The following is a 21,134-nucleotide window of genomic DNA, read 5'->3' as shown; positions in this document are numbered from 1 at the left end:
GCGCCGCTGAGACCGGGGCCCGGAGACCGGAGACCGGGGTCGGGGGCCGCCGGGGCCGCCGCCGGCCCTCTGCGAGACTGGGCCCATGACGGAAAGCACCGGCGCCACCACGACGACCGTCGGGATCGGCGGGGCGGCCGAGAGCACGGACATGGTGCTCAACATCGGGCCCCAGCACCCCTCCACGCACGGGGTGCTGCGGCTGCGGCTCGTCCTCGAAGGCGAGGTGATCAGGGCCGCGGAGCCGGTCATCGGCTACATGCACCGCGGCGCGGAGAAACTCTTCGAGGCGCGCGACTACCGGCAGATCGTGATGCTCGCCAACCGGCACGACTGGCTGTCCGCCTTCTCCAACGAACTCGGCGTCGTGGCCGCGGTCGAGCGGATGCTCGGCATGGAGGTACCCGAGCGCGCGGTGTGGGCGCGCACCCTCCTCGCGGAGCTGAACAGGGTCCTCAACCACCTCATGTTCCTCGGCTCCTATCCGCTGGAACTCGGCGGCATCACGCCCGTCTTCCACGCCTTCAGGGAGCGCGAGGAGCTCCAGAACGTGATGGAGGAGGTCTCGGGCGGCCGCATGCACTACATGTTCAACCGCGTCGGCGGCCTCAAGGAGGACCTGCCCGCGGGGTGGACGCGCCGCGCGCGGCACGCGGTCGGGGCCGTGCGGTCGCGGATGGACGTGTTCGACCGGCTCGTGCTCGGCAACGAGATCTTCCGGGGCCGCACCCGGGGCGTCGGCGTCCTCGCGCCGGAGACCGTGCAGGCCTACGGCGTCACCGGGCCCATCGCCCGCGCCTCAGGCGTCGATTTCGACCTGCGCCGCGACGAGCCGTACCTCGCGTACGGCGAACTCGCCGACGTGCTCACGGTGGTGACCCGCCAGGAGGGCGACTGCCTCGCCCGCTTCGAGTGCCTGCTCGAACAGACCCACAACGCCCTCGCCCTCGCCGACGCCTGCCTCGACCGGCTCGACGACCTGCCGCAGGGGCCCGTCAACCAGCGGCTGCCGAAGGTACTCAAGGCGCCGGAGGGCCACACGTACGCCTGGACGGAGAACCCGCTCGGCGTCAACGGCTACTACCTGGTGTCCAAGGGCGAGAAGACGCCCTACCGGCTGAAGCTGCGCTCGGCGTCCTTCAACAACATCCAGGCGCTCACCGAACTGCTGCCCGGCACCCAGGTCGCCGACATGGTGGCGATCCTGGGGTCCCTCTTCTTCGTGGTCGGAGACATCGACAAGTAGGGCCGGCGCCAAGGCCGACCAGCGGCCGAGCCGGACGCCGGGCGGGCGGCCGGGCGGCCGGGCCGCTCAGGACCCCAACGCGCTGCGCAGGCCGCCCATTTCGAGCTGCTCGGTGTCGTCGTGCTCGGTCAGGTCGATGACCTCGCTGCCCACCGCGTCGATGACCTCGCTGCCGTCCGCGTGGCCGGCGGGCCCGCCGCCGTCGGCACCGTCAGGGCCCTCCGCGGCCTCGGCGCCACGCGCCGCACGGCCGCCGTCGCGCGAGCCCGCCTCCGGGTGGTCGCGGCCGCCGTCCCGGTCGGCCTCCGCCGTGCGGCCGCCGTGCTGGGTGCCGAAGAAGTCGAACCCGCTGCCGCCGGGCCGCTGTTCCGGCCGGTGCCCGGCGCGCCGCGCGTACGGCACGATCGAGGACGGCGTCGCGGCCCTGCGCGCGGGCAGGGCCGGGCGCGGCGCGCAGGGCGCGTCCTGCGGCTGCGCGCCCCGCGCCGACTCCCGTGCCGCCGCGGGCTGTTCGCCCGGACCCGCGGGCCCCTCGGACGCGCCTCGCGGCGCCACCGTCCTGGCGCCGCCGTCCGCCGGGCCCGGGGCCGCCTCCACCGGGCGCCGCGCGCGGGGCGCGGGCAGCGCGGCCTGTCGGGCGCCGTTGGCGGCCAGTTCGTCCAGGGCCTTGCTCGCCATCAGGTACGCCGAGGGGGTCGGCGTGCCGCCCGCCGCGAGCGCCTTCGGCTCGGCCGACGCCCCGATCGCCAGCCTGCGGCGCCCTTCGAGCGCGCTGGCGCGCTCCGTCTCCGCCGTCGCGTACCGGCGCAGCAGGGCCGCGTGCTCGCCGCGCAGCCTGGCCAGTTCGACGCGCTTGGACCGCAGCTTGGCCTCAAGGCGGCTGCGGATCTCCCGCGCCTCGTCGACGTCGGACTCGAGCTCCGCGACGCGCTCCTCCGCCTTCCACTGGTCGCTCTCGCGGGCCCGCGTAAGACCTGCGACCCTGCGGCCCGCCTCCCGGTCCCAACTCCGCATCAGACAGGCGGCGGTGACGGCGGCCGCACCGGCGACCGCGGTGACGCCCCGCAGTACGAGCGGATCGGCGACGGCCCAGACGCCTCCCGCGCACGCGACGGCGAGCACGGCGACGGCAGCCGGCGGCAGGAGTTTGTGGAGGGGCGGGGAGTGGCGGTGGCGTCCATGCGGCATGGCTCGAAATTTACCGCGCCGATGGGCCGAACGGGTGGCGCGGGTCGCAAGTTTGCCCCGGCGTTTTCGGGACCTTCACCCGGGCCCTGTCGAACCCGTACGCCCCCGCTCGCCGCGGCGGGCCGTACCCGCGCCCGTGCCCTCAGCCGATCCGCTGCCCCAGCCACACCAGCGCGGGCGGGATCTCCCGCTTCCAGGTGTTGTAGTTGTGGCCGCCGCTCGGCAGGACGATCGAGGACACCCGCGCCGGCGCCCTCACCGCCCTGATGAACTCCCGTGTGGCCCGGAGGTTGGTCTCACCGTGCAGGGTGCTCGTCACCAGGAGGGAAGTGGCGGGCGGTGTGCGGTGGCGCAGCAGCCACATCAGGTCGGCGTCGTGGCGCAGCGCCTCGTCGCCGTGGAACAGGTCGCCCGTGGTGGGGTCCTCGGCCGCGCGGTAGTACGCGGCGAGCCCGACGGCGGCGCCGAAGTCCTCCGGGTGGTGCATCGCGATCTTCAGCGCGCAGTAGCCGCCGGTGGAGTCCCCGATGATCCCCCAGTGCGTCAGCCCAGGCCCCACCCGGTAGGAGTGCGTGACGACGTCGGGGATGTCCTTCGCGAGGTACGTCTCGGTGCGCGGCCCGTGCGGCACGTCGACGCACTCGGTGTCGCGCGGCGGCGCCACGGTCGGCCGCAGCATCACCAGCACCATCGGCTCCATGTGGTGCGCCGCGGCCTGGGCCCTGGCGATCGCCGGGTAGTCGAGCCGGGAGACCAGCGCCTGCGCCGCGCCCGGGTAGCCCGTCAGCACGATCGCGGCGGGGAACAGCCGGTGCCGGTACGCCGGCTGGAAGTACTGCGGCGGCAGGTACACGTACGCGGAGCTGACGATGTGGCTGCGCGGCCCCGCGATCGCGGTCTGCCGCACCAGTCCGACGCGCGCCGCGTCCGAGCCGCGCGGCAGCCCGGCGTCGACGGGCCGCTGCGCGTCGGTGACGGCGCCCGTCGGGTCGGTGTCGTGCACCAGTACGGTGCCCGTCCCGGTCTCCCGCCCGAGCAGGTCGTCCCACGACGCGTAGAACAGGAAGGACCGGTTGACGACGAGGGCGACAGCGGCGAACACCGCGACCTGCGTGGCGAGGAGCAGACCCGCCCGCCCCGCGACCTGGCGCACTCCGGGGCGCGCGAGGCGCGGCCAGCGCCACACCGTGAGCACGAACAGGACGACGGCCGCGAGGACCGCGACGCCCAGAACCTTGTGGCTGGTCAGACCCATGGGCTTGGCTCTCCTCCTCGGTGAACTTCCCGGCCGACTGAACCCTCCCGCTCAAAGCCCCGTCCTAGGGGGCGCGGGCCGGTCCGCCCGCCGCTTCGCGGCCAGGGACCGAGCAGCACGACCACCGGACGAACCTTGGGAAGCGATGGCTGTGCCGGTAGATGGGGACAAATCAGTATCGGTTCCACGGAAGGCCGCCGACGCAGGACAGAGCGGCAGCACCGACGTGGCCGGGCGGGCCGGGAACGGCGGGGCCCCGGGCGCCGGTACGGCCTCCCGCGCCGCGGGCGGCGGGCCCGCGCGCCGCTGGGCGCCGTGGCCCGCGCCCCGTACGGTGCCGTCGCTGATCGGCACGGCCTGCACCCTGATCGCGCTCGTCAACATCGCGTCCGGGGTCTTCCCCCGGTTCCGGCACAGCAGGATGCACGCGCTCGCCGAGGTCCTGCCCGGCGCGCTCGGGCCGTTCGCCGCCGCGCTCGCGGTCAGCGTCGGCGTGCTGCTCCTGTTCCTCGCGCACGGCCTCAAGCGGCGCAAGCGGCGGGCCTGGCGCGCCGCGGTGGTGCTGCTGCCCGCGGGCGCCGTGGGCGAGCTGGTCTACCGGCACTCGCCGCTCGGCGCGCTGCTCTCGCTGCTGCTGCTCGCCCCGCTGATCGCGCACCGGGCGCAGTTCGCCGCGCTGCCCGACCCGCGCGGCCGGTGGACGCCCCTGACCAACTTCCTGCTGATGGGCGCGGCCTCGGTCGGCATCGGGCTGATCGTGGTCAGCGCGCACCCGCACCGCACGGTCGGCAGCCCCGGCTTCACCGCCCGCCTCGAACACGTGCTGTTCGGCCTGGTCGGCGTCGAGGGCCCGGTCGCCTACCGCGGTCCAGCCGACAGCGTCGTCGCGTACACCCTCGGCTCGCTGGGCCTCGTCACCGCCCTGAGCACGGTCTATCTGGCGCTGCGGCCCGAGCAGCCGGCGGCGCGGCTCGGCGAGGAGGACGAGCGGCGGCTGCGGGAGCTGCTCGCCCGGCACGGCGGGCGCGACTCGCTCGGCCACTTCGCCCTCAGGCGGGACAAGGGCGTCGTCTTCTCGCCCAGCGGCAAGGCCGCCGTCTGCTACCGCGTCGTCTCCGCGGTGATGCTCGCGAGCGGCGACCCGATCGGGGACGTGGAGGCGTGGCCCGGCGCGATCGAGCGGTTCATGGAGACCGCGGAGGCGCACTCGTGGATCCCCGCCGTGATGGGGTGCAGCGAGACCGGCGGCGAGGTGTGGACCCGCGAGACCGGTCTCGACGCGCTGGAGCTCGGCGACGAGGCGGTGGTCGAGGTGGCCGGCTTCTCCCTGGGCGGGCGCGCGATGCGCAACGTGCGGCAGATGGTCAAGCGCGTGGAGCGCGCCGGGTACGAGACCCGGGTGCGCCGCGTACGGGACGTGCCGGAGGCCGAGCTCGACCGGATCAGGCGCGCAGCCGCCGACTGGCGCGGCGGCGGCACTGAGCGCGGCTTCTCCATGGCGCTCGGCCGGATCGGCGACCCGGCGGACGGCGACGCGGTGCTCGCCACCGCGCACCGGGCCGAGCCGGGCCACGGCGCGGACCAGGGCCCGTACGGCGACCTCAGGGGTGTCCTGCACTTCGTCCCGTGGGGCGAGGACGGGATCTCCCTCGACCTGATGCGCCGCGACCGGGCCGCCGACCCTGGCCTCAACGAGTTGCTGATCGTGGCGACGCTCGGCGCGGCCGAGGCGCTCGGGGTGCGGCGCGCGTCGCTGAACTTCGCGATGTTCAGGTCCGTGCTCGCCCGGGGCGAGCGGCTCGGCGCCGGGCCGGTGCTGCGCGGCTGGCGCGCCACCCTGGTGTTCCTGTCCCGGTGGTTCCAGATCGAGTCGCTGTACCGCTTCAACGCGAAGTTCCAGCCGCGCTGGGAGCCGCGCTTCCTGATCTTCCGCCGTGGCCGCGACCTGCCGAGGATCGGCTTCGCCGCGATGCAGGCCGAGGGCTTCCTCACCCTGCCGCGGCGCGCCGCGGGGGCCAGGCCCTGCGCCCACCTCGCCCCTGCCGACGGCGAAGGCGCCCCGCGGGGCGCGCCCCCCGCCGCCCGCACGCCGGCCCGCACCGGCGGCGGCCCCCGCCCCCTGAGCCGCCGGTGAGCCGCCCCTGAGCCGCCCGCGCCCGCAGGAGCTGCGGGCGCGGGCGCAGCATCTAGGGTGGGTCCATGAGCACCACGACGACGCGCGGACGTGGCACGGTCCAGGGGCTGCCCGAGTGGGACCGGTGTGCGGTCATGGGCGTCGTCAATGTGACGCCCGACTCCTTCTCGGACGGCGGGCGCTTCTTCGACACCACGGCCGCCGTCAAGCACGGGCTCGACCTGGTCGCGCGGGGCGCCGACCTGGTGGACGTCGGCGGCGAGTCGACCCGCCCCGGCGCCAGCCGGGTGGACGAGGACGAGGAGCTGCGGCGGGTGCTGCCCGTCGTGCGGGGCCTGGCCTCCGAGGGCGTCGTCGTCTCCGTCGACACCATGCGGGCCGGGGTCGCGGAGCGCGCGGTGGAGGCGGGGGCCGTCCTCGTCAACGACGTGAGCGGCGGGCTCGCCGACCCGGCGATGGTGCCCGTGGTCGCCGCGGCGGCCGTCCCGTTCGTCATCATGCACTGGCGGGGCTTCAGCGCCGACATGAACGCCCGCGCCGTGTACGGGGATGTGACCGCGGAGGTCGTCGCCGAGCTGCGGCAGCGGATGGACGCGGTGGTCGACGGGGGGATCAGTCCCGAACTCCTCGTCGTCGACCCCGGGCTCGGCTTCGCCAAGCGCGCCGAGCACGACCTCGAACTCCTGGCCCGCCAGGACGAACTGCGGGCGCTCGGCAGGCCGCTGCTGGTCGCCGCGTCCCGCAAGCGGTTCCTCGGCCGGGTACTCGCGGGCGACGAGGGCGCGCCGCCGCCCGCGCGCGAGCGCGACGCGGCCACGGCCGCGGTCTCCGCGATCGCCGCGTCGGGCGGTGCCTGGGCGGTCCGGGTGCACGCCGTACGGGCCACGGCGGACGCCGTACGGGTCGCCCGCGCGATCGAGGGCGCGGTCAGGCCGCCCCGTGCGCACACCCCGGCGAGAGGCACCAGGTGAGCGAGGGCCGCGGGGCGCCACCCACAGAACGCGAGCGGGTGGAGCGTGCCAACACCGACTTCTACGAGGCGATGGAGCGCGGCGACCTTGAGGCGCTGTCCGCGCTGTGGCTCGGCGAGGGCGACGACGGGGCCGACGGCGCCGAGGACGTGACGCCCTCCTGCGTCCACCCCGGCTGGCCGCTGCTGACCGGCCGCGGCGAGGTACTCCGCTCGTACGCGCTGATCATGGCGAACACCGAGTACATCCAGTTCTTCCTGACCGACGTCACGATCGCGGTGGCCGGCCGTACGGCACTGGTCACCTGCACGGAGAACATCCTCAGCGGCGCCCCCGCCGAGGAGGGCTCCGAGCTCGGCCCGCTGGTGGGCCAGCTGGTCGTCGCGACCAACGTGTTCCGCCGCGCGGACGGCGGCTGGAAGCTGTGGTCGCACCACGCGTCACCGGTCCTTGCGGAGAGCGAAGGGGACGACGAGCCGCCCGAGGCCGAACCATCCTCCTGAGTGGGCGGACGCCGCGAAGGGATTGGCCGCACTGAGCACGGGGTAGGGGCGCCGCTACCCCCGGCTACCGCGGGCCCCGCGAGCGGGAGCTGTCCGTGCCCGACGGTAGATTCGAACGTGGGTGCCCGGCCCGCCCGCACGCGGCCGGTCCCCGCCGACCGACGACAGCAGGAGTGATTCGCGTGGATCGTGTCGCGCTGCGCGGCCTCAGGGCCCGTGGGCACCACGGTGTCTTCCCCCGTGAGCGGGAGGAGGGCCAGACCTTCATCGTGGACGTGGTGCTCGGTCTCGACACCCGCCCGGCCGCGGCGGAGGACGATCTGGCGAAGACCGTGCACTACGGCATCGTCGCCGAGGAGGTCGTCGCCGTCGTCACGGGCGACCCGGTCGACCTCATCGAGACGCTGGCCGAGCGCATCGCGCAGCAGTGCCTGAAGCACGACGGCGTGCACGAGGTGGAGGTGACGGTCCACAAGCCGGACGCGCCCATCACCGTGCCCTTCGACGACGTGACCATCACCATCACCCGGAGCCGAGTATGAGCACGCACGACACGCGGGGCACGGGCCCCGCGGCCAGCGACCCGACCGTGCAGCCGGTGCCCGCCTCGGTCATCGCGCAGGTCGACGCGGCCGACCTCACCCTGTCCAACCCGAAGCGTGCGGTGATCGCGCTCGGCTCCAACCTGGGCAACCGCCTGGAGACCCTCCAGGGCGCGGTGGACGCCCTGGAGGACACCCCTGGTGTCCGCGTCAAGGCGGTCTCCCCCGTCTACGAGACGGAGCCGTGGGGCGTGGAGCCCGGCAGCCAGCCCTCGTACTTCAACGCGGTGGTGGTCGTGAAGACGACCCTGCCGCCGGCGTCGCTGCTGGAGCGCGGCCACGCCATCGAGGAGGCCTTCGACCGGGTGCGCGAGGAGCGCTGGGGCCCGCGCACGATCGACGTCGACATCCTCGCGTACGGGGACGTCGTCTCGGACGACCCGGGCCTCACCCTGCCCCACCCGCGGGCCCATCAGCGGGCCTTCGTCCTCGCGCCGTGGCACGACGTGGACCCGGAGGCCGTGCTGCCGGGGCAGGGCGCCGTGACGGAGCTGCTGACGGGCGTCGGGCAGGAGGGCGTCATGGCCCGTGTCGACCTGGAACTCCGTCTGCCGGAATAGTCGTTAGGCTCGGCAGGGACCTGGCGGCATATTTCTGAAGGGCGGCTCTCCGGGTGAGGCAGTTGCGGATCGGCGTCCTCGCCGGGCTCCTGGTGACGGTCGGTGTGCTCGCGTGGGGCGGGGCGCGCCTGTGGGACTCGTTCGGGACGCTGCCGAGCGTCCCGGCGGGCGCGCCCATCGTGCTGGCGGCGATCGCGGTGATCCTGCTGGCGACCGCCCTGTCGATCAGGGCGCGGCTGCGCGCCCAGCGCGAGCGGCGCCCCGAGGCGAAGGGCGTCGATCCGCTGGTCGCCGCGCGCGCGGTCGTCTTCGGGCAGGCGGCGGCGCTGGTCGCCGCGCTGGTCGCGGGGATGTACGGGGGCACGGGCGTCTTCCTGCTGACCCAGCTGTCCATCCCCGCCCGGCGCGACCAGGCGATCTACGCCGGCTTCTCGCTGCTCGCGGGGATCGGGATCATCGCGGCCGCCGTCTTCCTCGAACGGGTCTGCAAGCTGCCCGACGACCCCGAGGGCCCCGGTGGTGACGGCGACCGCTCCACCGGCAGCCGCGCCTGACCCGGCACCGGGCGCACGGCCCGGCACCGCGCCGCCGGCCCGGTCCCCGTACGGCGGACCCGGTCCCGTAGGACGGGCTCGCCGCGCACGGCGGCGCGACCGCGTCCCGTACGGGCTCAGTGCGACAGGATCAAACTCATGGCCTCGGCGCGCGTCGTGGCGTCGCGCAGCTGGCCGCGCACCGCGGACGTGATGGTCTTCGAGCCGGGCTTGCGGATGCCGCGCACCGACATGCACATGTGCTCGGCCTCGATCACCACGATCGCGCCGCGCGCCTCCAGGATGCGCACCAGGGAGTCGGCGACCTGCGTGGTGAGGCGCTCCTGGACCTGCGGGCGGCGTGCGTAGACGTCCACGAGACGGGCCAGCTTCGACAGGCCCGTGATCTTGCCGCTGACCGCGGGGATGTAGCCGACGTGCGCGACGCCGTGGAACGGCAGCAGGTGGTGCTCGCACAGCGAGACGATCTCGATGTCCTTGACCAGCACCATCTCGTCGTGGCCGAGGTCGAACGTCGTCGTCAGGACGTCCTCGGGCTCCTGCCACAGGCCCGCGAGGATCTCCTTGTACGCGCGCGCGACCCGCCCCGGCGTGGCCCGCAGCCCCTCGCGGTCCGGGTCCTCGCCTATCGCGACGAGCAGCTCCCGCACCGCGTTCTCGGCGCGCTTCTCGTCGAACTCGCCGATCGGGCCCTCGCCGTCCAGCGTCACCGGGTCCGTCATGTGTTGCCTCGATCCTTTGTCACATGGTGTACGTGGTGCACGTGGTGCACATGCGCGCTTCTGGTTGTCCGCACATGAAGAATGCCGCGCCCCTCAGGCTAGGCCGCATGACCTGGAACCTGGGGGGGCGCGGCAGACATTCCGGACCGGACGTGTCCGGTCCCACATCCGTCACCCGCCTGCGGGCGTCACCCGTTGTCGGGGCGCTCCTCGGGGACCTGCTCCGCCGGGGCGTCGGTGCCCTTCGTCAGCGAGGCGGCCCCATTGCCGTTGGCGCCCGAGACGCCGTTGGTGAGCGCCAGCTCCTTCGGCGAGAGCACCGGCGGCCTGGTCGACGGCGTGCGCCGCGCCGAGCCCGTCCATGCGGGCCGCATGGGCCGCTTGACGACGGTGGAGAAGATCTGCGCGATCTCCTCCTTGCCGAGGGTCTCCTTCTCCAGCAGCGCCAGCACGAGGTTGTCGAGGACGTCCCGGTTCTCCACCAGGATCTCCCACGCCTCGTTGTGCGCCGTCTCGATGAGCTTCTTGACCTCTTCGTCGACGAGCGCCGCGACCTCTTCCGAGTAGTCGCGCTGGTGGCCCATCTCACGGCCGAGGAAGGGCTCGCTGTTGTCGCCGCCGAACTTGATGGCGCCGAGCCGCTCCGTCATGCCGTACTGCGTGACCATCGCCTTGGCCGTGGAGGTGGCCTTCTCGATGTCGTTCGCCGCGCCGGTGGTCGGGTCGTGGAAGACCAGCTCCTCCGCCGCGCGCCCGCCCAGCATGTACGCGAGCTGGTCGAGCATCTCGTTGCGCGTGGTGGAGTACTTGTCCTCGTCGGGCAGGACCATCGTGTAGCCGAGGGCCCGGCCTCTGGACAGGATCGTGATCTTGTGGACCGGGTCGGAGTTCGGAGAGGCCGCCGCGACCAGGGCGTGTCCGCCCTCGTGGTACGCGGTGATCTTCTTCTCCTTCTCCGACATGATCCGGGTCCGCTTCTGCGGGCCCGCCACCACGCGGTCGATGGCCTCGTCGAGGGAGTGGTTGTCGATCAGCTTCTTGTCCGAGCGCGCCGTCAGCAGCGCCGCCTCGTTCAGCACGTTCGCCAGGTCGGCGCCGGTGAAGCCGGGCGTACGGCGGGCGACCGCGCTGAGGTCGACGTCGGGCGTGACCGGCTTGCCCTTCTGGTGGACCTTGAGGATTTCGAGGCGGCCCTGCATGTCGGGCCGGTCGACGGCGATCTGCCGGTCGAAGCGGCCGGGGCGCAGCAGCGCGGGGTCGAGGATGTCCGGCCTGTTGGTGGCGGCGATCAGGATGACGCCGCCCTTCACGTCGAAGCCGTCCATCTCAACGAGCAGCTGGTTCAGCGTCTGCTCGCGCTCGTCGTGCCCGCCGCCGAGGCCCGCGCCGCGGTGCCGGCCCACGGCGTCGATCTCGTCGACGAAGACGATCGCCGGGGCGTTCGCCTTGGCCTGCTCGAACAGGTCGCGCACCCGGGAGGCACCGACACCGACGAACATCTCCACGAAGTCGGAGCCCGAGATCGAGTAGAACGGCACGCCCGCCTCGCCCGCGACGGCGCGCGCGAGGAGCGTCTTGCCCGTTCCCGGCGGGCCGTACAGCAGCACGCCCTTGGGGATCTTGGCGCCCACGGCCTGGAACTTCGCCGGCTCCTGGAGGAACTCCTTGATCTCCTGGAGCTCCTCGACGGCCTCGTCGGAACCCGCGACGTCGGAGAACGTCGTCTTCGGGGTGTCCTTGGTGATGAGCTTCGCCTTGGACTTCCCGAACTGCATGACGCGCGAGCCGCCGCCCTGCATCTGGTTCATCAGGAAGAGGAACACCACGACCAGCAGCACGAACGGCAGCAGCGAGAGCACCACCGAGAGGAACGGGCTCTGCTTCGAGGGCGAGACCGTGTATCCCTTGTCGATCTGACCGGCGTTGAACTTCTGCTGGAGCTCCTTGGCCAGCGTGGAACCCTGGCTCCCGATGTAGCTGGCCTGGATCTTGTCGCTGCCCGCGACCTTCTGGCCGTTCTTGAGATCGACCTTGATGACTTGATCGTCGCCAGTGGTCAGCTTGACCTGGTCGGCCTGGTTCTTGTCGATCGCCTGAACGACCTGGCCGGTGTCCACCGTCTTGTAGCCGCCTCCAGTGGAGACGACATTCATCAACACGACCACGGCGAGGACGGCCAGCACGATCCACATGACCGGCCCACGGAAGTATCGCTTCACGTCCATCCATACGAGGCGGTGACGCCCCGTCCCTCCTGCCCGTAGGTAAATGCTGCTGTGAGAAAAGACTGTTCTTCGGACGGTACCCCAGCGTCGGCCCTACCGGCCGCACGGTGCTGGTGACAAACGCGTCCTCCCCTGCTCCAACGCGGGGACGGCTGGAGTGGTTCCCGGCTCAACAATGATGTGTCCGCATCACTGCCCCAGAGGGGGCCGCGGGACCGGGACGGGACGCTCCGCTCCTGGTCAGCCGCCGTAGACATGCGGCGCGAGCGTCCCCACGAAGGGCATGTTGCGGTACTTCTCAGCGTAGTCGAGCCCGTATCCGACGACGAAGGCGTTCGGAATGTCGAACCCGATCCACTTCACGTCGATGGCGACCTTTGCGGCATCCGGCTTACGCAGCAGGGTGCAGACCTCAAGCGACGCGGGCTCCCGCGAGCCGAGGTTCGACAGCAGCCAGGACAGGGTCAGGCCCGAGTCGATGATGTCCTCGACGATCAGGACGTGCTTGCCCTTGATGTCGGTGTCCAGGTCCTTGAGGATGCGCACGACACCCGAGGACTGGGTGCCCGCGCCGTAGGAGGAGACGGCCATCCAGTCCATCGTGACCGGGGTGGACAGCGCGCGGGCCAGGTCCGCCATCACCATCACGGCGCCCTTGAGCACTCCGACCAGGAGAAGGTCCTTGCCCGCGTACTCCGCGTCGATCTTCGCAGCCAGCTCGGCGAGCTTCGCGTCGATCTCTTCCTTGGTGATGAGCACCGACTGGAGGTCGGTGCCCAGGTCCGTCTGGTCCACCACAATCACTTTCGTCGTCCGGCGTCCGCTGGCCGGCCTGATCAGCCCTGCCGGAGGACCAGTCTGCCACCCTGCCTCAGCGCCTCGACGCGCCCGGGGAGGTTGATGCCCGACTGCCCGCGCCAGCCCGTGATCAGGCGGTCCACCTCCTCGATGTGCCGCGCGAACAGCGAACCCGCGGGCGCGCCCGCCGTGATGGCCGCCTTGCGCAGCACCCTGCGGCGCACGGCCGGCGGCAGCGCGAACAGCTTCTCGACCTCCAACTGCCCCGCGTCGTCGCGGACGGTGGACTCCGCGTCGGCCGCCCACGCGTCCAGCGCGTCGGCGTCGTCCCTGGAGAGCTGCGCCGTACGGGCAAGGGCCTCCACGACCCCCTTCCCGAGGGCCTTCTCCAGGGCCGGCAGGCCCTCCTGGCGCAGCCGCGAACGGGTGTAGGCGGGGTCCGCGTTGTGCGGGTCGTCCCAGACGGGGATGGACTGGGCGAGGCAGGCCGTGCGGACGGTCTGGCGGTCGAGTTGGAGGAAGGGGCGGCGGTAGCGGCGCCCGGCGCCCGAGACGGCGGCCATGCCGGAGAGTGAGCGGATGCCGGAGCCGCGCGCGAGGCCGAGGAGGACGGTCTCGGCCTGGTCGTCGCGGGTGTGGGCGAGGAGGACCGCGGCGGCGCCGTGGCGCTCGGCCGCGGAGTCGAGGGCGCCGTAGCGCGCGTCGCGCGCGGCGGCCTCCGGTCCGCCGTCGCGGCCGACGGAGACGGCGACGGACTCGACGGGGTCGAGGCCGAGGGCGGTGAGGCGGGCGACGACCTCGGCGGCGCGGATGTCGGAACCGGACTGGAGGCCGTGGTCGACGGTGACACCGCCGGCCCTGACGCCGAGCTTGGGCGCTTCGAAGGCGAGGGCGGAGGCGAGGCCCATGGAGTCGGCGCCGCCCGAGCAGGCGACCAGTACGAGGGGGGCGCGGCGGTCGCAGGGGCCGGTCCCGCGGGAGGCGGCGGACGCGGCGGACGCGCAGTGGGCGGCGCGTGCGGAGTGCGCGGAGTGTTCGGTGAGGATGTCGTGGAGAACGCGGCGGACCGCCAGGCGTATCGCCGCGACCGCAGGATGGGGACCCATGTCCGGTGCCCTTCATGAAAATGTGTCTACGGGGGGGTGACTCGGTCGTGTCCCCGGCGGGGCCGGGGCAGGTTCGTCACTGAGAGTGCGTCGATGGTGACAGAACCGAGGCAATACCCGAGCATCGCACGCCCAGCCAGTGCTTACGCTCCCTCGGACGGGTGATACCCGAGGCGTACATCTGCCACGCGCGCGCCCGCACACGCCCCCTCGGGCACCGGGCCGACGCCCGCCGGAACCGGCCGCGTCCCCGGGTGGGGCGCCCCCTACTGGGACCTGTGCACCCGCGCGACCCACTCCGCGGGGGCGGCGATCTCGGCCTTGGTGGGCAGCGTGTTCGGCGAGGTCCAGACGCGGTTGAAGCCGTCCATGCCGACCTCGTCGACCACGGCGCGGACGAACCGCTCGCCGTCGCGGTACTGCCGCAGCTTCGCGTCGAGGCCGAGGAGCCTGCGCAGCGCCTGGTCGAGGCGGCTCGCGCCGCGCGCCCTGCGCTGCTGGAACTTCTCCCTGATCTCGGCGACGCTCGGCACGACCTGCGGGCCCACGCCGTCCATCACATAGTCCGCGTGGCCTTCGAGCAGCGACATCACGGCCGTGAGACGGCCGAGCACCTCGCGCTGGCGGGGCGTCTGCACCAGCTCCACGATGCTGGGCGCCTCCTCCTCCGCGCCGCCGGCCTCCTCCTGGCGGTTGCCCACCACGGACTGGGCCGCCTTGGTGAGCCGCTCCAGCACCGTCGCGGGGTCCACGTCGGTCTCGCCGAGGAAGGACTGGATCTCGCCCTTCAGATGGTCCTTCAGCCACGGCACGCCGGTGAACTGGGTGCGGTGGGTCTCCTCGTGGAGCGTCACCCAGAGCCTGAAGTCGTGTGGCTCGACGTCGAGTTCGCGCTCGACGTGCACGATGTTCGGCGCGACGAGCAGCAGCCTGCCGCCGCCGTCCTCGCCCGCGGGCAGCTCGCGCCCCGCCGTCGCGAACGTCTCGTACTGGCCGAGGACGCGGGAGGCCATGAAGGACAGCAGCATGCCCAGCTCGACGCCCGTGACCTTGCCGCCGACCGCGCCGAACACGGCGCCGCCCGGCGTGCCCGACCTGCGCTCCTGCACCTTCTCGAAGAGGGGCTTGAGCAGCTCGCGGAAGCCCTCCACATTGGCCTTCACCCAGCCGGGCCTGTCCACCACGAGCACGGGCGTGTCCGCGGGTTCGTGCCCGTCCCGGACCATCCGCGTATAACCGCGCACGTGCTCCTCGGCCGCCTTCGCGTGCCGGCGCAGCTCGGCGACGATCTCCCGCGCCTCGTCCCTGGTGACCTCGGGACCCGGGCGCATGAGCCGGTTCGCGGTCGCCACCGCGAGATTCCAGTCGACCATCTCGGCACCACCGATGCTCGTCATGTCGTCAACCGTACGGGGTGACGGCCGCGTGCGGCGGGGTTCGGGTGCCCGGATTCGTCCCTGACATCCGCCCCGGGAGCGTGGGCGCGCCGTCGGGGCCCTCCCCTACGGGGCCGCGCCGCCGCCTACGGGGTCGCGCCGCCGCGCCCGCAGTCAGGGGAGGAGCGCCGCCGACGCCTGGTCGAGGGCCTGCTCCGCCGCGGTGGGCGAGGCGGTCGCGTCGGCCATGAAGGCGAAGGCGAGCAGCCTGCCGCTGGCGTCGACCACCGTGCCCGCGAGCGTGTTGACGCCCGTCAGGGTGCCCGTCTTGGCGCGGATCAGGCCCTCGGCCGGGGCCTGCCCAGGCCCGGTGTAGCGGTCGACGAGCGTGCCGGTGAAGCCCGCGACGGGCAGCCCGGTCAGCACGGGGCGCAACTCCGGGTGGTCAGGGTCGCCGTCGCGGGTCAGCAGCGAGGTCAGCAGGGCCGCCGTGACCTTGTCCTTGCGGTTGAGGCCGCTGCCGTCGGTGAACACGGTCCCGGCGAGCGGCATGCCGAGCTTCGCCAGGCGCTGCTTCACGGCCTTCGCGCCGCCGGCGAAGCTCGCGGGCAGGTGCGCGGCGAGCGCGGTCTGCCGCGCCATGGCCTCCGCGATGTCGTTGTCGCTCTCGGTCAGGGCACGCTCGATCAGGTCGGAGACGGGCGCCGACCAGCTGACGGCGAGGCGTCGCGCGCCCTTGGGCGCCTTCGCGGGGGCCGCCGCCTTGGTGGCGGTGATCCCACGGGCGCGCAGCTGCCGTACGAACTCCTCGGCCGCGGCGCCCGCCGGGTCGCCGCTGCGCGGGGCGGGCCCGCTGGTGGTCCTGTTGAGGCGGCCCTCGTTGAGCGTGAGGGCCATCACGGGCGCGATGTTGTCGTTGGGGCCGATCGGGTGCTGCCGCGGCCCCGAGTAGAGGGAGACGTCGTAGCCGAGCGCGACCTTCCTGACGCCCTTGGCCTTGAGGGCGCGTGCGGTGGAGTCGGCGAGCCTGCCGAGCGCCTTCGCGTCCAGGCCGGGGTCGCCGCCGCCCACCAGGGTGATGTGCCGGTCGCCCCGGCCCGCCACCACGGTGGTGGGGATGCGGTGGTCGGGGCCGACGGCCGAGAGCGCCGCCGTCATCGTCGCGAGCTTCACCGTGGACGCCGGGGTCATGGGCCGGGTGGCGTTCTTCCCGTACAGCTGTCTGCCGGTCTCGACGTCCACGACGGAGGCCGCGGTGACCTTGCCCAGCGCGGGGCGGCCGAGGAGCGGGCCGAGGGTCTTCGCGAGGTTCATGGGGGCCTCGCCCGCCTCCGCGCGGGTCCCGGTGTGGTTGCCGCGGCCCGAGGTGCCCGCGTCGTGCGCGGTGGCGCCGCCGTCGTCACCTGCGTCACCTGCGTTGCTGGCGTTGCTGGCGTTGCTGTCATCGGGGTCGCCGCCGAGGGCGGTCAGGACGGGCCCCGCGCTCGGCGCGGGCTTGGGGGCGCGCGCGGGGGCCGGTGCGCCGGGGTGCGCGCCGGCCCCCGTGCGGCCCTGCCCCGCGGCCCAGGTCTTCTCTGCCGTGCGCTGTCCGCCGTCCCAGGGGCCCGCGATCGCGATCGCGCCGGCGGCGGCGAGCAGCCCGAGGACGGCGGAACCCGCCGTGACCTGCCAGGCTTTCTGATCCAGCACGGCTGACCAGCCCCTTTCGCGATCACTTGACCTCGTGGGGGACACTTAATCACTGCGCCACGCGGTGCGCTCGCTGCCCCTGTCCGGGCGGAGGACGCCGGCGGGCCGCAGCGTCACGCCCACCGCCACACGTGTTGATCTTGGAGGAACCACCCGTGGAGTTCGACGTCACCATCGAGATCCCCAAGGGGTCGCGGAACAAGTACGAGGTGGACCACGAGACCGGCCGGATCCGCCTCGACCGTCGTCTCTTCACCTCGACCAGCTACCCGGCCGACTACGGCTTCGTCGAGAACACCCTCGGCGAGGACGGCGACCCGCTGGACGCGCTGGTCCTGCTGGACGAGCCGACGTTCCCCGGCGTCCTGGTGGACTGCCGCGCTGTCGGCATGTTCAAGATGACGGACGAGGCCGGCGGTGACGACAAGCTGCTGTGCGTGCAGGCTTCCGACCCGCGCATGGCGAGCGTGAAGGACATCAAGGACGTGCCGGACCACGTCCTCGCGCAGATCAAGCACTTCTTCGAGGTGTACAAGGCGCTGGAGCCCGGCAAGTCGGTCCAGGGCGCCGACTGGGTGGGCCGCGCCGAGGCCGAGGCCGAGATCGAGGCCTCCCGCAAGCGTCTTGAGGCGCAGGGCGGTTCGCACCACTGATCGTGCGCCGGAGCGCACGCGGCGCATGTTCCGCGGCGCTCCGGCCATGGAGTGAGCACCACCCCAGCGGGCGGCGCGCCTGATCACGGCGCGCCGCCCGTTCGCGTGCCACGTGCGCATTGTCGGCGTGTCAGCTGCCATGTCCGTGGCCATACTGGGCAGACGCGGCAGCAGGCCGTGCGAGTAAGGAACGAGGCGTGACGAGTGGCCGAGCCTGACGGTCCGGAGGACAGGAAGCCTCCCTCGGACGAGGCGCACAGCGCCTTCACCCCGCCGCTCGGGGTACCGCAGCCGCCGGTCCCCGAGGACGAGCAGCCCACGTCGGAGTTTGCCGTGCCGGAGGGCGTGAGCACGGAGGCGCCGACGCCGCCGCCCTCGTACGCGCAGACGGCGATGCTGCCGCCGGCGTTCACGCCCGCGGAGGGCGTACCGATCCTGCGGCTCACCAAGGAGGCCCCCTGGCAGGACCGGATGCGCACGCTGCTGCGCATGCCGGTCGGCGACCGGCCGCTGCCGGAGATCGTGCAGCGGCACGACGTCGCGGGCCCCGCGGTGCCGCGCGTGCTCGACCTGACGCTCCGCATCGGCGAACTGCTGCTCGCGGGCGGCGAGGGCGCGGAGGACGTGGAGGCGGCGATGTTCGCCGTGAGCCACGCGTACGGCCTCGAACGCTGCGAACCCAACGTCACCTTCACCCTCATCTCCATCTCCCACCAGCCCTCGCTGGTGGAGGACCCGGTCACCGCGAGCCGGGTCGTGCGCCGGCGCGGCACCGACTACACGCGCCTGTCCGCCGTGTTCGACCTCGTGGACGACGTCACCAACGAGGACGAGGACGTCACGCTCGAAGAGGCGTACCGCCGCCTCGCCGCGATCCGCCGCAACCGCCATCCGTACCCGGGCTGGGCGCTCACGGCGGCCAGCGGCGTGCTGGCCGGGTCAGCGGCCGTGCTGGTCGGCGGCGACTTCGTGGTGTTCGTCGCCGCGCTGGTCGGCGCGATGCTCGGCGACCGGCTCGCCTGGCTGTGCGCGGGGCGGGGGCTGCCGGAGTTCTACCAGTTCGTGGTGGCGGCGATGCCGCCTGCCGCGATGGGGGTGGCACTGACGCTCGCGGGCCCCGCCCTGTCCTGGGACGGCAAGCCGTCCGCGGTGATCACCGGTGGGCTGTTCGCGCTGCTGCCGGGGCGCGCGCTGGTCGCGGGCGTGCAGGACGGCCTGACGGGCTACTACATCACCGCGGCGGCGCGGCTGCTCGAAGTCATGTACTTCTTCATCGCGATTGTGATCGGCGTGCTGATCGTGCTCTACGTCGGTGTGCAGCTGAACGCGGAGCTCAACCCGGAGAGCTCGGCGCCGGTCGCCGAGGGGCGGCCACTCGTGCAGATCCTGGTGTCGGTGACGCTGAGCCTCGCCTTCGCCGTCCTCCTGCAACAGGAGCGGCGCACGGTGCTGATGGTGGCGCTCAACGGCGGCGTCGCCTGGATCGTCTACGCCGCGATGCACGACACGGCGAAGATCTCGCCGGTCGCCTCCACGGCGGTGGCGGCCGGGCTCGTCGGCCTGTTCGGGCAGCTGTTCTCGCGCTACCAGTTCTCCAGCGCGCTGCCGTACGTCACAGCCGCGATCGGACCGCTGCTGCCGGGTTCCGCGACCTACTTCGGCCTGCTCGGCATCGCGTACAACGAGCTGGACCACGGCCTCGCCTCCCTCTCGAAGGCGGTGGCGCTCGCGCTGGCGATCGCGGTCGGCGTGAACCTCGGGGGCGAGATCTCCCGGCTGTTCCTGAAGGCGCCGGGCGCGACGCGCGGCTCGGCCCGGCGCGCGGCGAAGCGCACGCGCGGCTTCTGACCCAGCGGCGCGCGCGGAGCCGCGTGCGCCGTGCGGCTCAGTAGCGGCGGCGCGGGTCGGCGCCCTCACCCTCCGGGTCCTCAGGCCCGCCCTCGGGCGCACGCCCTCCGTACGGCTGCTGCTGCCCGTAGGGGTCGCCGGGGTACTGCTGGGGCTGGTGCTGCGGGTACCGCGGCGGCTGCTGCCCGCCCTGGGCCTGCTGCTGGTACTGCGGAGGCTGCTGCGGGCTCTGCGCCTGCTGCTCGTAAGGGGACTGCTGAGGGTACGGGGCCTGCTGCCCCTGCTGCGGGTACACGGGCTGCTGAGCCTGCTGGGCCTGCTGGGCCTGCTGGGCCTGCTGGGCCTGCTGGGCCTGCTGGGCCTGCTGAGGGTACGGCTGCCGGGGGTGCTGCTGGTACGGGGGCTGCTGGGCCTGCGGGTACGCCTGCCGAGCACCGGCCTGCCCGCCCTGGCCCGGCTGCCCCGCCTGCCCGTAGCCGCCCTGCCGGCCCTCGGCCGCCCCGCCGTTGCCGTACGGCGGGTAGCCGTACGGCTGCTGCCCGCCGGCCTGCGCCGGGTAGCCGTACGGCGCCTGCGGGCCACCGCCCTGGTAGGCCCCGCCGTGCTGCGGCGCCTGCGGGTACTGCCCGCCCTGCGGCGGCTGCGGGTACCGCCGCTGCTCGTCGTACGCGCCGCCGTTCCCGTACCCGGCCTCCTCGCCGTAGACCGGGCTGCCGTACTGCTGCTGTCCCTGGTAGCCGCCCTGCTGCGGGGCGTACGGCTGCTGCCCGCCCTGCGGGTGGGCGCCGTAGCCGCCGGGCTGCTGGTACGGCTGCGGGGCCTGCGTCCCCGGCCCGCCGTACGGCTGCTGCCGGGCGTAGGGGCCCTCGCCGCCCGAGCCCTCGCGGGGGCCACCGTCCCCCGCTCCCCCGCCGGGGCGCGGGCGCCCGGCGGGACCGTCCTCGTCGGCGAGGTCGGACAGCGCGGGCATCGGCATGGTGGTCGAGGGGTCGGCGTGGCCGCCGTCCGCGCGATCCGCGGCCCAGGCCGCCTTCTTGCCGGCTGTGTGGGCCTTGTCGGTCTTGTCGGTCTTGTCGGTCTTGGATCGCGAGCGCAGGTACTCGATCGCGATCGGGATGACCGAGACCAGCACGATCGCCACCAGGATCAGCTCGATGTGCGCGTGCACGAACGCGACCTTGCCGAGCGCGGCGCCGAGTACCGAGACGCCGATGCCCCAGAGGCCGCCGCCGATCACGTTGTAGATCACGAAGGATCGGTAGTCCATGCGGCTGACGCCCGCGATGATCGGCGTGAACGTCCGCACGATCGGCACGAAGCGCGCGAGGACCAGGGACTTCGGGCCGTGCTTCTCGAAGAAGGCGTGCGCCTTCTCGACGTTCTCCTGCTTGAACAGCTTGGAGTCGGGCCGGTTGAACAGCGAGGGCCCGACCTTCCGGCCGAAGAGGAAGCCGACCTGGTCGCCGAGGGCCGCCGCGAACCACACCAGCAGGCACAGCAGCCACAGCGGGGTGCCGAGCTTGCCGGTCGTGACCAGCAGGCCCGCCGTGAACAGCAGTGAGTCACCGGGCAGGAAGAACCCGATGAGCAGGCCCGACTCGGCGAAGACGACGATCAGCAGACCGATCACGCCGAAGGTCGAGATCAGGTGGTCCGGATCCAGCCAGCTGGGTCCGAGAGCGAGGGTGGTCACGGGTTCCGGAC

The 21,134-nt window shown here is 73.2% G+C and carries 18 protein-coding genes; 9 read left to right on the top strand and 9 right to left on the bottom strand.

The genetic code is table 11. The annotated features are described in order from the left end of the window. Positions 1-85: 85 nt before the first annotated feature. Positions 86-1,246 carry an NADH-quinone oxidoreductase subunit D gene (locus ABEA77_RS20765; protein ID WP_345649661.1) on the top strand — a complete coding sequence of 387 codons (1,161 nt, stop codon included), beginning with the start codon at positions 86-88 and terminating at the stop codon, positions 1,244-1,246. A 66-nt stretch (positions 1,247-1,312) separates the two neighbouring features. On the opposite strand, the gene ABEA77_RS20760 is transcribed toward ABEA77_RS20765, so the two are convergent. Both ABEA77_RS20760 and ABEA77_RS20755 read right to left on the bottom strand, forming a co-directional pair. After that, a complete protein-coding gene (locus tag ABEA77_RS20760; RefSeq protein WP_345649659.1) occupies positions 1,313-2,434 on the bottom strand; it encodes a coiled-coil domain-containing protein in 1,122 nt (373 codons plus the stop codon). Positions 2,435-2,576: 142 nt separating this feature from the next. After that, positions 2,577-3,689: an alpha/beta hydrolase gene (locus ABEA77_RS20755; RefSeq protein WP_345649656.1), complete on the bottom strand. Its 1,113-nt coding sequence runs from the start codon at positions 3,687-3,689 to the stop codon at positions 2,577-2,579. Positions 3,690-3,834: 145 nt separating this feature from the next. Here ABEA77_RS20755 and ABEA77_RS20750 point away from each other — a divergent pair, with 145 nt between their 5' ends. The 6 genes from ABEA77_RS20750 (at position 3,835) to ABEA77_RS20725 (ending at position 9,013) form a co-directional block, all read left to right on the top strand. Then, a complete protein-coding gene (locus ABEA77_RS20750) occupies positions 3,835-5,823 on the top strand; it encodes a phosphatidylglycerol lysyltransferase domain-containing protein (protein ID WP_345649653.1) in 1,989 nt (662 codons plus the stop codon). Positions 5,824-5,888: 65 nt separating this feature from the next. Beyond that, positions 5,889-6,794 (top strand): dihydropteroate synthase, encoded by a 906-nt coding sequence (gene folP / locus ABEA77_RS20745; protein ID WP_345649650.1) that lies wholly within the window; start codon positions 5,889-5,891, stop codon positions 6,792-6,794. Continuing rightward, the gene (locus ABEA77_RS20740) at positions 6,791-7,297 is read left to right on the top strand and encodes a nuclear transport factor 2 family protein (RefSeq protein ID WP_345649647.1); all 507 of its coding nucleotides are present in this window, start codon (positions 6,791-6,793) and stop codon (positions 7,295-7,297) included. Before folP ends, ABEA77_RS20740 begins: the two co-directional genes overlap by 4 nt. A 182-nt stretch (positions 7,298-7,479) precedes the next feature. After that, the gene (folB, locus tag ABEA77_RS20735; RefSeq protein WP_345649644.1) at positions 7,480-7,839 is read left to right on the top strand and encodes a dihydroneopterin aldolase; all 360 of its coding nucleotides are present in this window, start codon (positions 7,480-7,482) and stop codon (positions 7,837-7,839) included. Continuing rightward, positions 7,836-8,459 carry a 2-amino-4-hydroxy-6-hydroxymethyldihydropteridine diphosphokinase gene (gene folK, locus ABEA77_RS20730; RefSeq protein WP_345649641.1) on the top strand — a complete coding sequence of 208 codons (624 nt, stop codon included), beginning with the start codon at positions 7,836-7,838 and terminating at the stop codon, positions 8,457-8,459. Before folB ends, folK begins: the two co-directional genes overlap by 4 nt. A gap of 53 nt (positions 8,460-8,512) precedes the next feature. Further along, positions 8,513-9,013: a DUF3180 domain-containing protein gene (locus ABEA77_RS20725; RefSeq protein ID WP_345649638.1), complete on the top strand. Its 501-nt coding sequence runs from the start codon at positions 8,513-8,515 to the stop codon at positions 9,011-9,013. 116 nt (positions 9,014-9,129) lie between these two features. Here the strand turns inward: ABEA77_RS20725 and folE are convergent, their stop codons facing one another. From folE to dacB, 6 genes are all read right to left on the bottom strand, one after another. Continuing rightward, complete coding sequence (gene folE / locus ABEA77_RS20720) at positions 9,130-9,735, bottom strand: GTP cyclohydrolase I FolE (RefSeq protein WP_345649635.1); 606 nt, start codon at positions 9,733-9,735, stop codon at positions 9,130-9,132. Between the two features lie 188 nt (positions 9,736-9,923). Beyond that, positions 9,924-11,960: an ATP-dependent zinc metalloprotease FtsH gene (ftsH, locus tag ABEA77_RS20715; protein ID WP_345649632.1), complete on the bottom strand. Its 2,037-nt coding sequence runs from the start codon at positions 11,958-11,960 to the stop codon at positions 9,924-9,926. A 240-nt stretch (positions 11,961-12,200) separates the two neighbouring features. Next, positions 12,201-12,761 carry a hypoxanthine phosphoribosyltransferase gene (hpt, locus tag ABEA77_RS20710; protein WP_425588340.1) on the bottom strand — a complete coding sequence of 187 codons (561 nt, stop codon included), beginning with the start codon at positions 12,759-12,761 and terminating at the stop codon, positions 12,201-12,203. Positions 12,762-12,796: 35 nt separating this feature from the next. Continuing rightward, positions 12,797-13,864, bottom strand: a complete 1,068-nt coding sequence (gene tilS / locus ABEA77_RS20705; protein ID WP_345649629.1) for a tRNA lysidine(34) synthetase TilS — start codon at positions 13,862-13,864, stop codon at positions 12,797-12,799. A 266-nt stretch (positions 13,865-14,130) separates the two neighbouring features. Next, positions 14,131-15,261 (bottom strand): zinc-dependent metalloprotease, encoded by a 1,131-nt coding sequence (locus tag ABEA77_RS20700; protein WP_345649628.1) that lies wholly within the window; start codon positions 15,259-15,261, stop codon positions 14,131-14,133. Between the two features lie 153 nt (positions 15,262-15,414). Further along, complete coding sequence (gene dacB / locus ABEA77_RS20695; protein WP_345649625.1) at positions 15,415-16,929, bottom strand: D-alanyl-D-alanine carboxypeptidase/D-alanyl-D-alanine endopeptidase; 1,515 nt, start codon at positions 16,927-16,929, stop codon at positions 15,415-15,417. A 155-nt stretch (positions 16,930-17,084) separates the two neighbouring features. On the opposite strand from dacB, the gene ABEA77_RS20690 reads away from it, so the two are divergent. Both ABEA77_RS20690 and ABEA77_RS20685 read left to right on the top strand, forming a co-directional pair. Further along, positions 17,085-17,582 (top strand): inorganic diphosphatase, encoded by a 498-nt coding sequence (locus ABEA77_RS20690; protein WP_345649622.1) that lies wholly within the window; start codon positions 17,085-17,087, stop codon positions 17,580-17,582. Between the two features lie 204 nt (positions 17,583-17,786). Beyond that, on the top strand, positions 17,787-19,430 hold the full coding sequence (locus tag ABEA77_RS20685; RefSeq protein WP_345649619.1) for a threonine/serine exporter family protein: 1,644 nt from the start codon (positions 17,787-17,789) through the stop codon (positions 19,428-19,430). A gap of 37 nt (positions 19,431-19,467) precedes the next feature. On the opposite strand, the gene ABEA77_RS20680 is transcribed toward ABEA77_RS20685, so the two are convergent. After that, on the bottom strand, positions 19,468-21,123 hold the full coding sequence (locus ABEA77_RS20680) for a DedA family protein (protein WP_345649616.1): 1,656 nt from the start codon (positions 21,121-21,123) through the stop codon (positions 19,468-19,470). Positions 21,124-21,134: the final 11 nt, after the last annotated feature.

Source organism: Streptomyces tremellae (assembly GCF_039540215.1).
GTDB classification, from domain to species: Bacteria; Actinomycetota; Actinomycetes; order Streptomycetales; family Streptomycetaceae; genus Streptomyces; species Streptomyces tremellae.
This window is presented reverse-complemented; position numbering and strand designations above follow the sequence as displayed.

Excerpts from the sequence above, each read along its gene's own strand:
- ftsH (WP_345649632.1), bottom strand. The coding sequence starts at position 11,960 with ATGGACGTGAAGCGATACTTCCGTGGGCCGGTCATGTGGATCGTGCTG.
- tilS (WP_345649629.1), bottom strand. The coding sequence starts at position 13,864 with ATGGGTCCCCATCCTGCGGTCGCGGCGATACGCCTGGCGGTCCGCCGC.
- folK (WP_345649641.1), top strand. The coding sequence starts at position 7,836 with ATGAGCACGCACGACACGCGGGGCACGGGCCCCGCGGCCAGCGACCCG.
- ABEA77_RS20700 (WP_345649628.1), bottom strand. The coding sequence starts at position 15,261 with ATGACGAGCATCGGTGGTGCCGAGATGGTCGACTGGAATCTCGCGGTG.
- ABEA77_RS20760 (WP_345649659.1), bottom strand. The coding sequence starts at position 2,434 with ATGCCGCATGGACGCCACCGCCACTCCCCGCCCCTCCACAAACTCCTG.
- folE (WP_345649635.1), bottom strand. The coding sequence starts at position 9,735 with ATGACGGACCCGGTGACGCTGGACGGCGAGGGCCCGATCGGCGAGTTC.
- folP (WP_345649650.1), top strand. The coding sequence starts at position 5,889 with ATGAGCACCACGACGACGCGCGGACGTGGCACGGTCCAGGGGCTGCCC.
- ABEA77_RS20750 (WP_345649653.1), top strand. The coding sequence starts at position 3,835 with ATGGCTGTGCCGGTAGATGGGGACAAATCAGTATCGGTTCCACGGAAG.
- ABEA77_RS20755 (WP_345649656.1), bottom strand. The coding sequence starts at position 3,689 with ATGGGTCTGACCAGCCACAAGGTTCTGGGCGTCGCGGTCCTCGCGGCC.
- ABEA77_RS20765 (WP_345649661.1), top strand. The coding sequence starts at position 86 with ATGACGGAAAGCACCGGCGCCACCACGACGACCGTCGGGATCGGCGGG.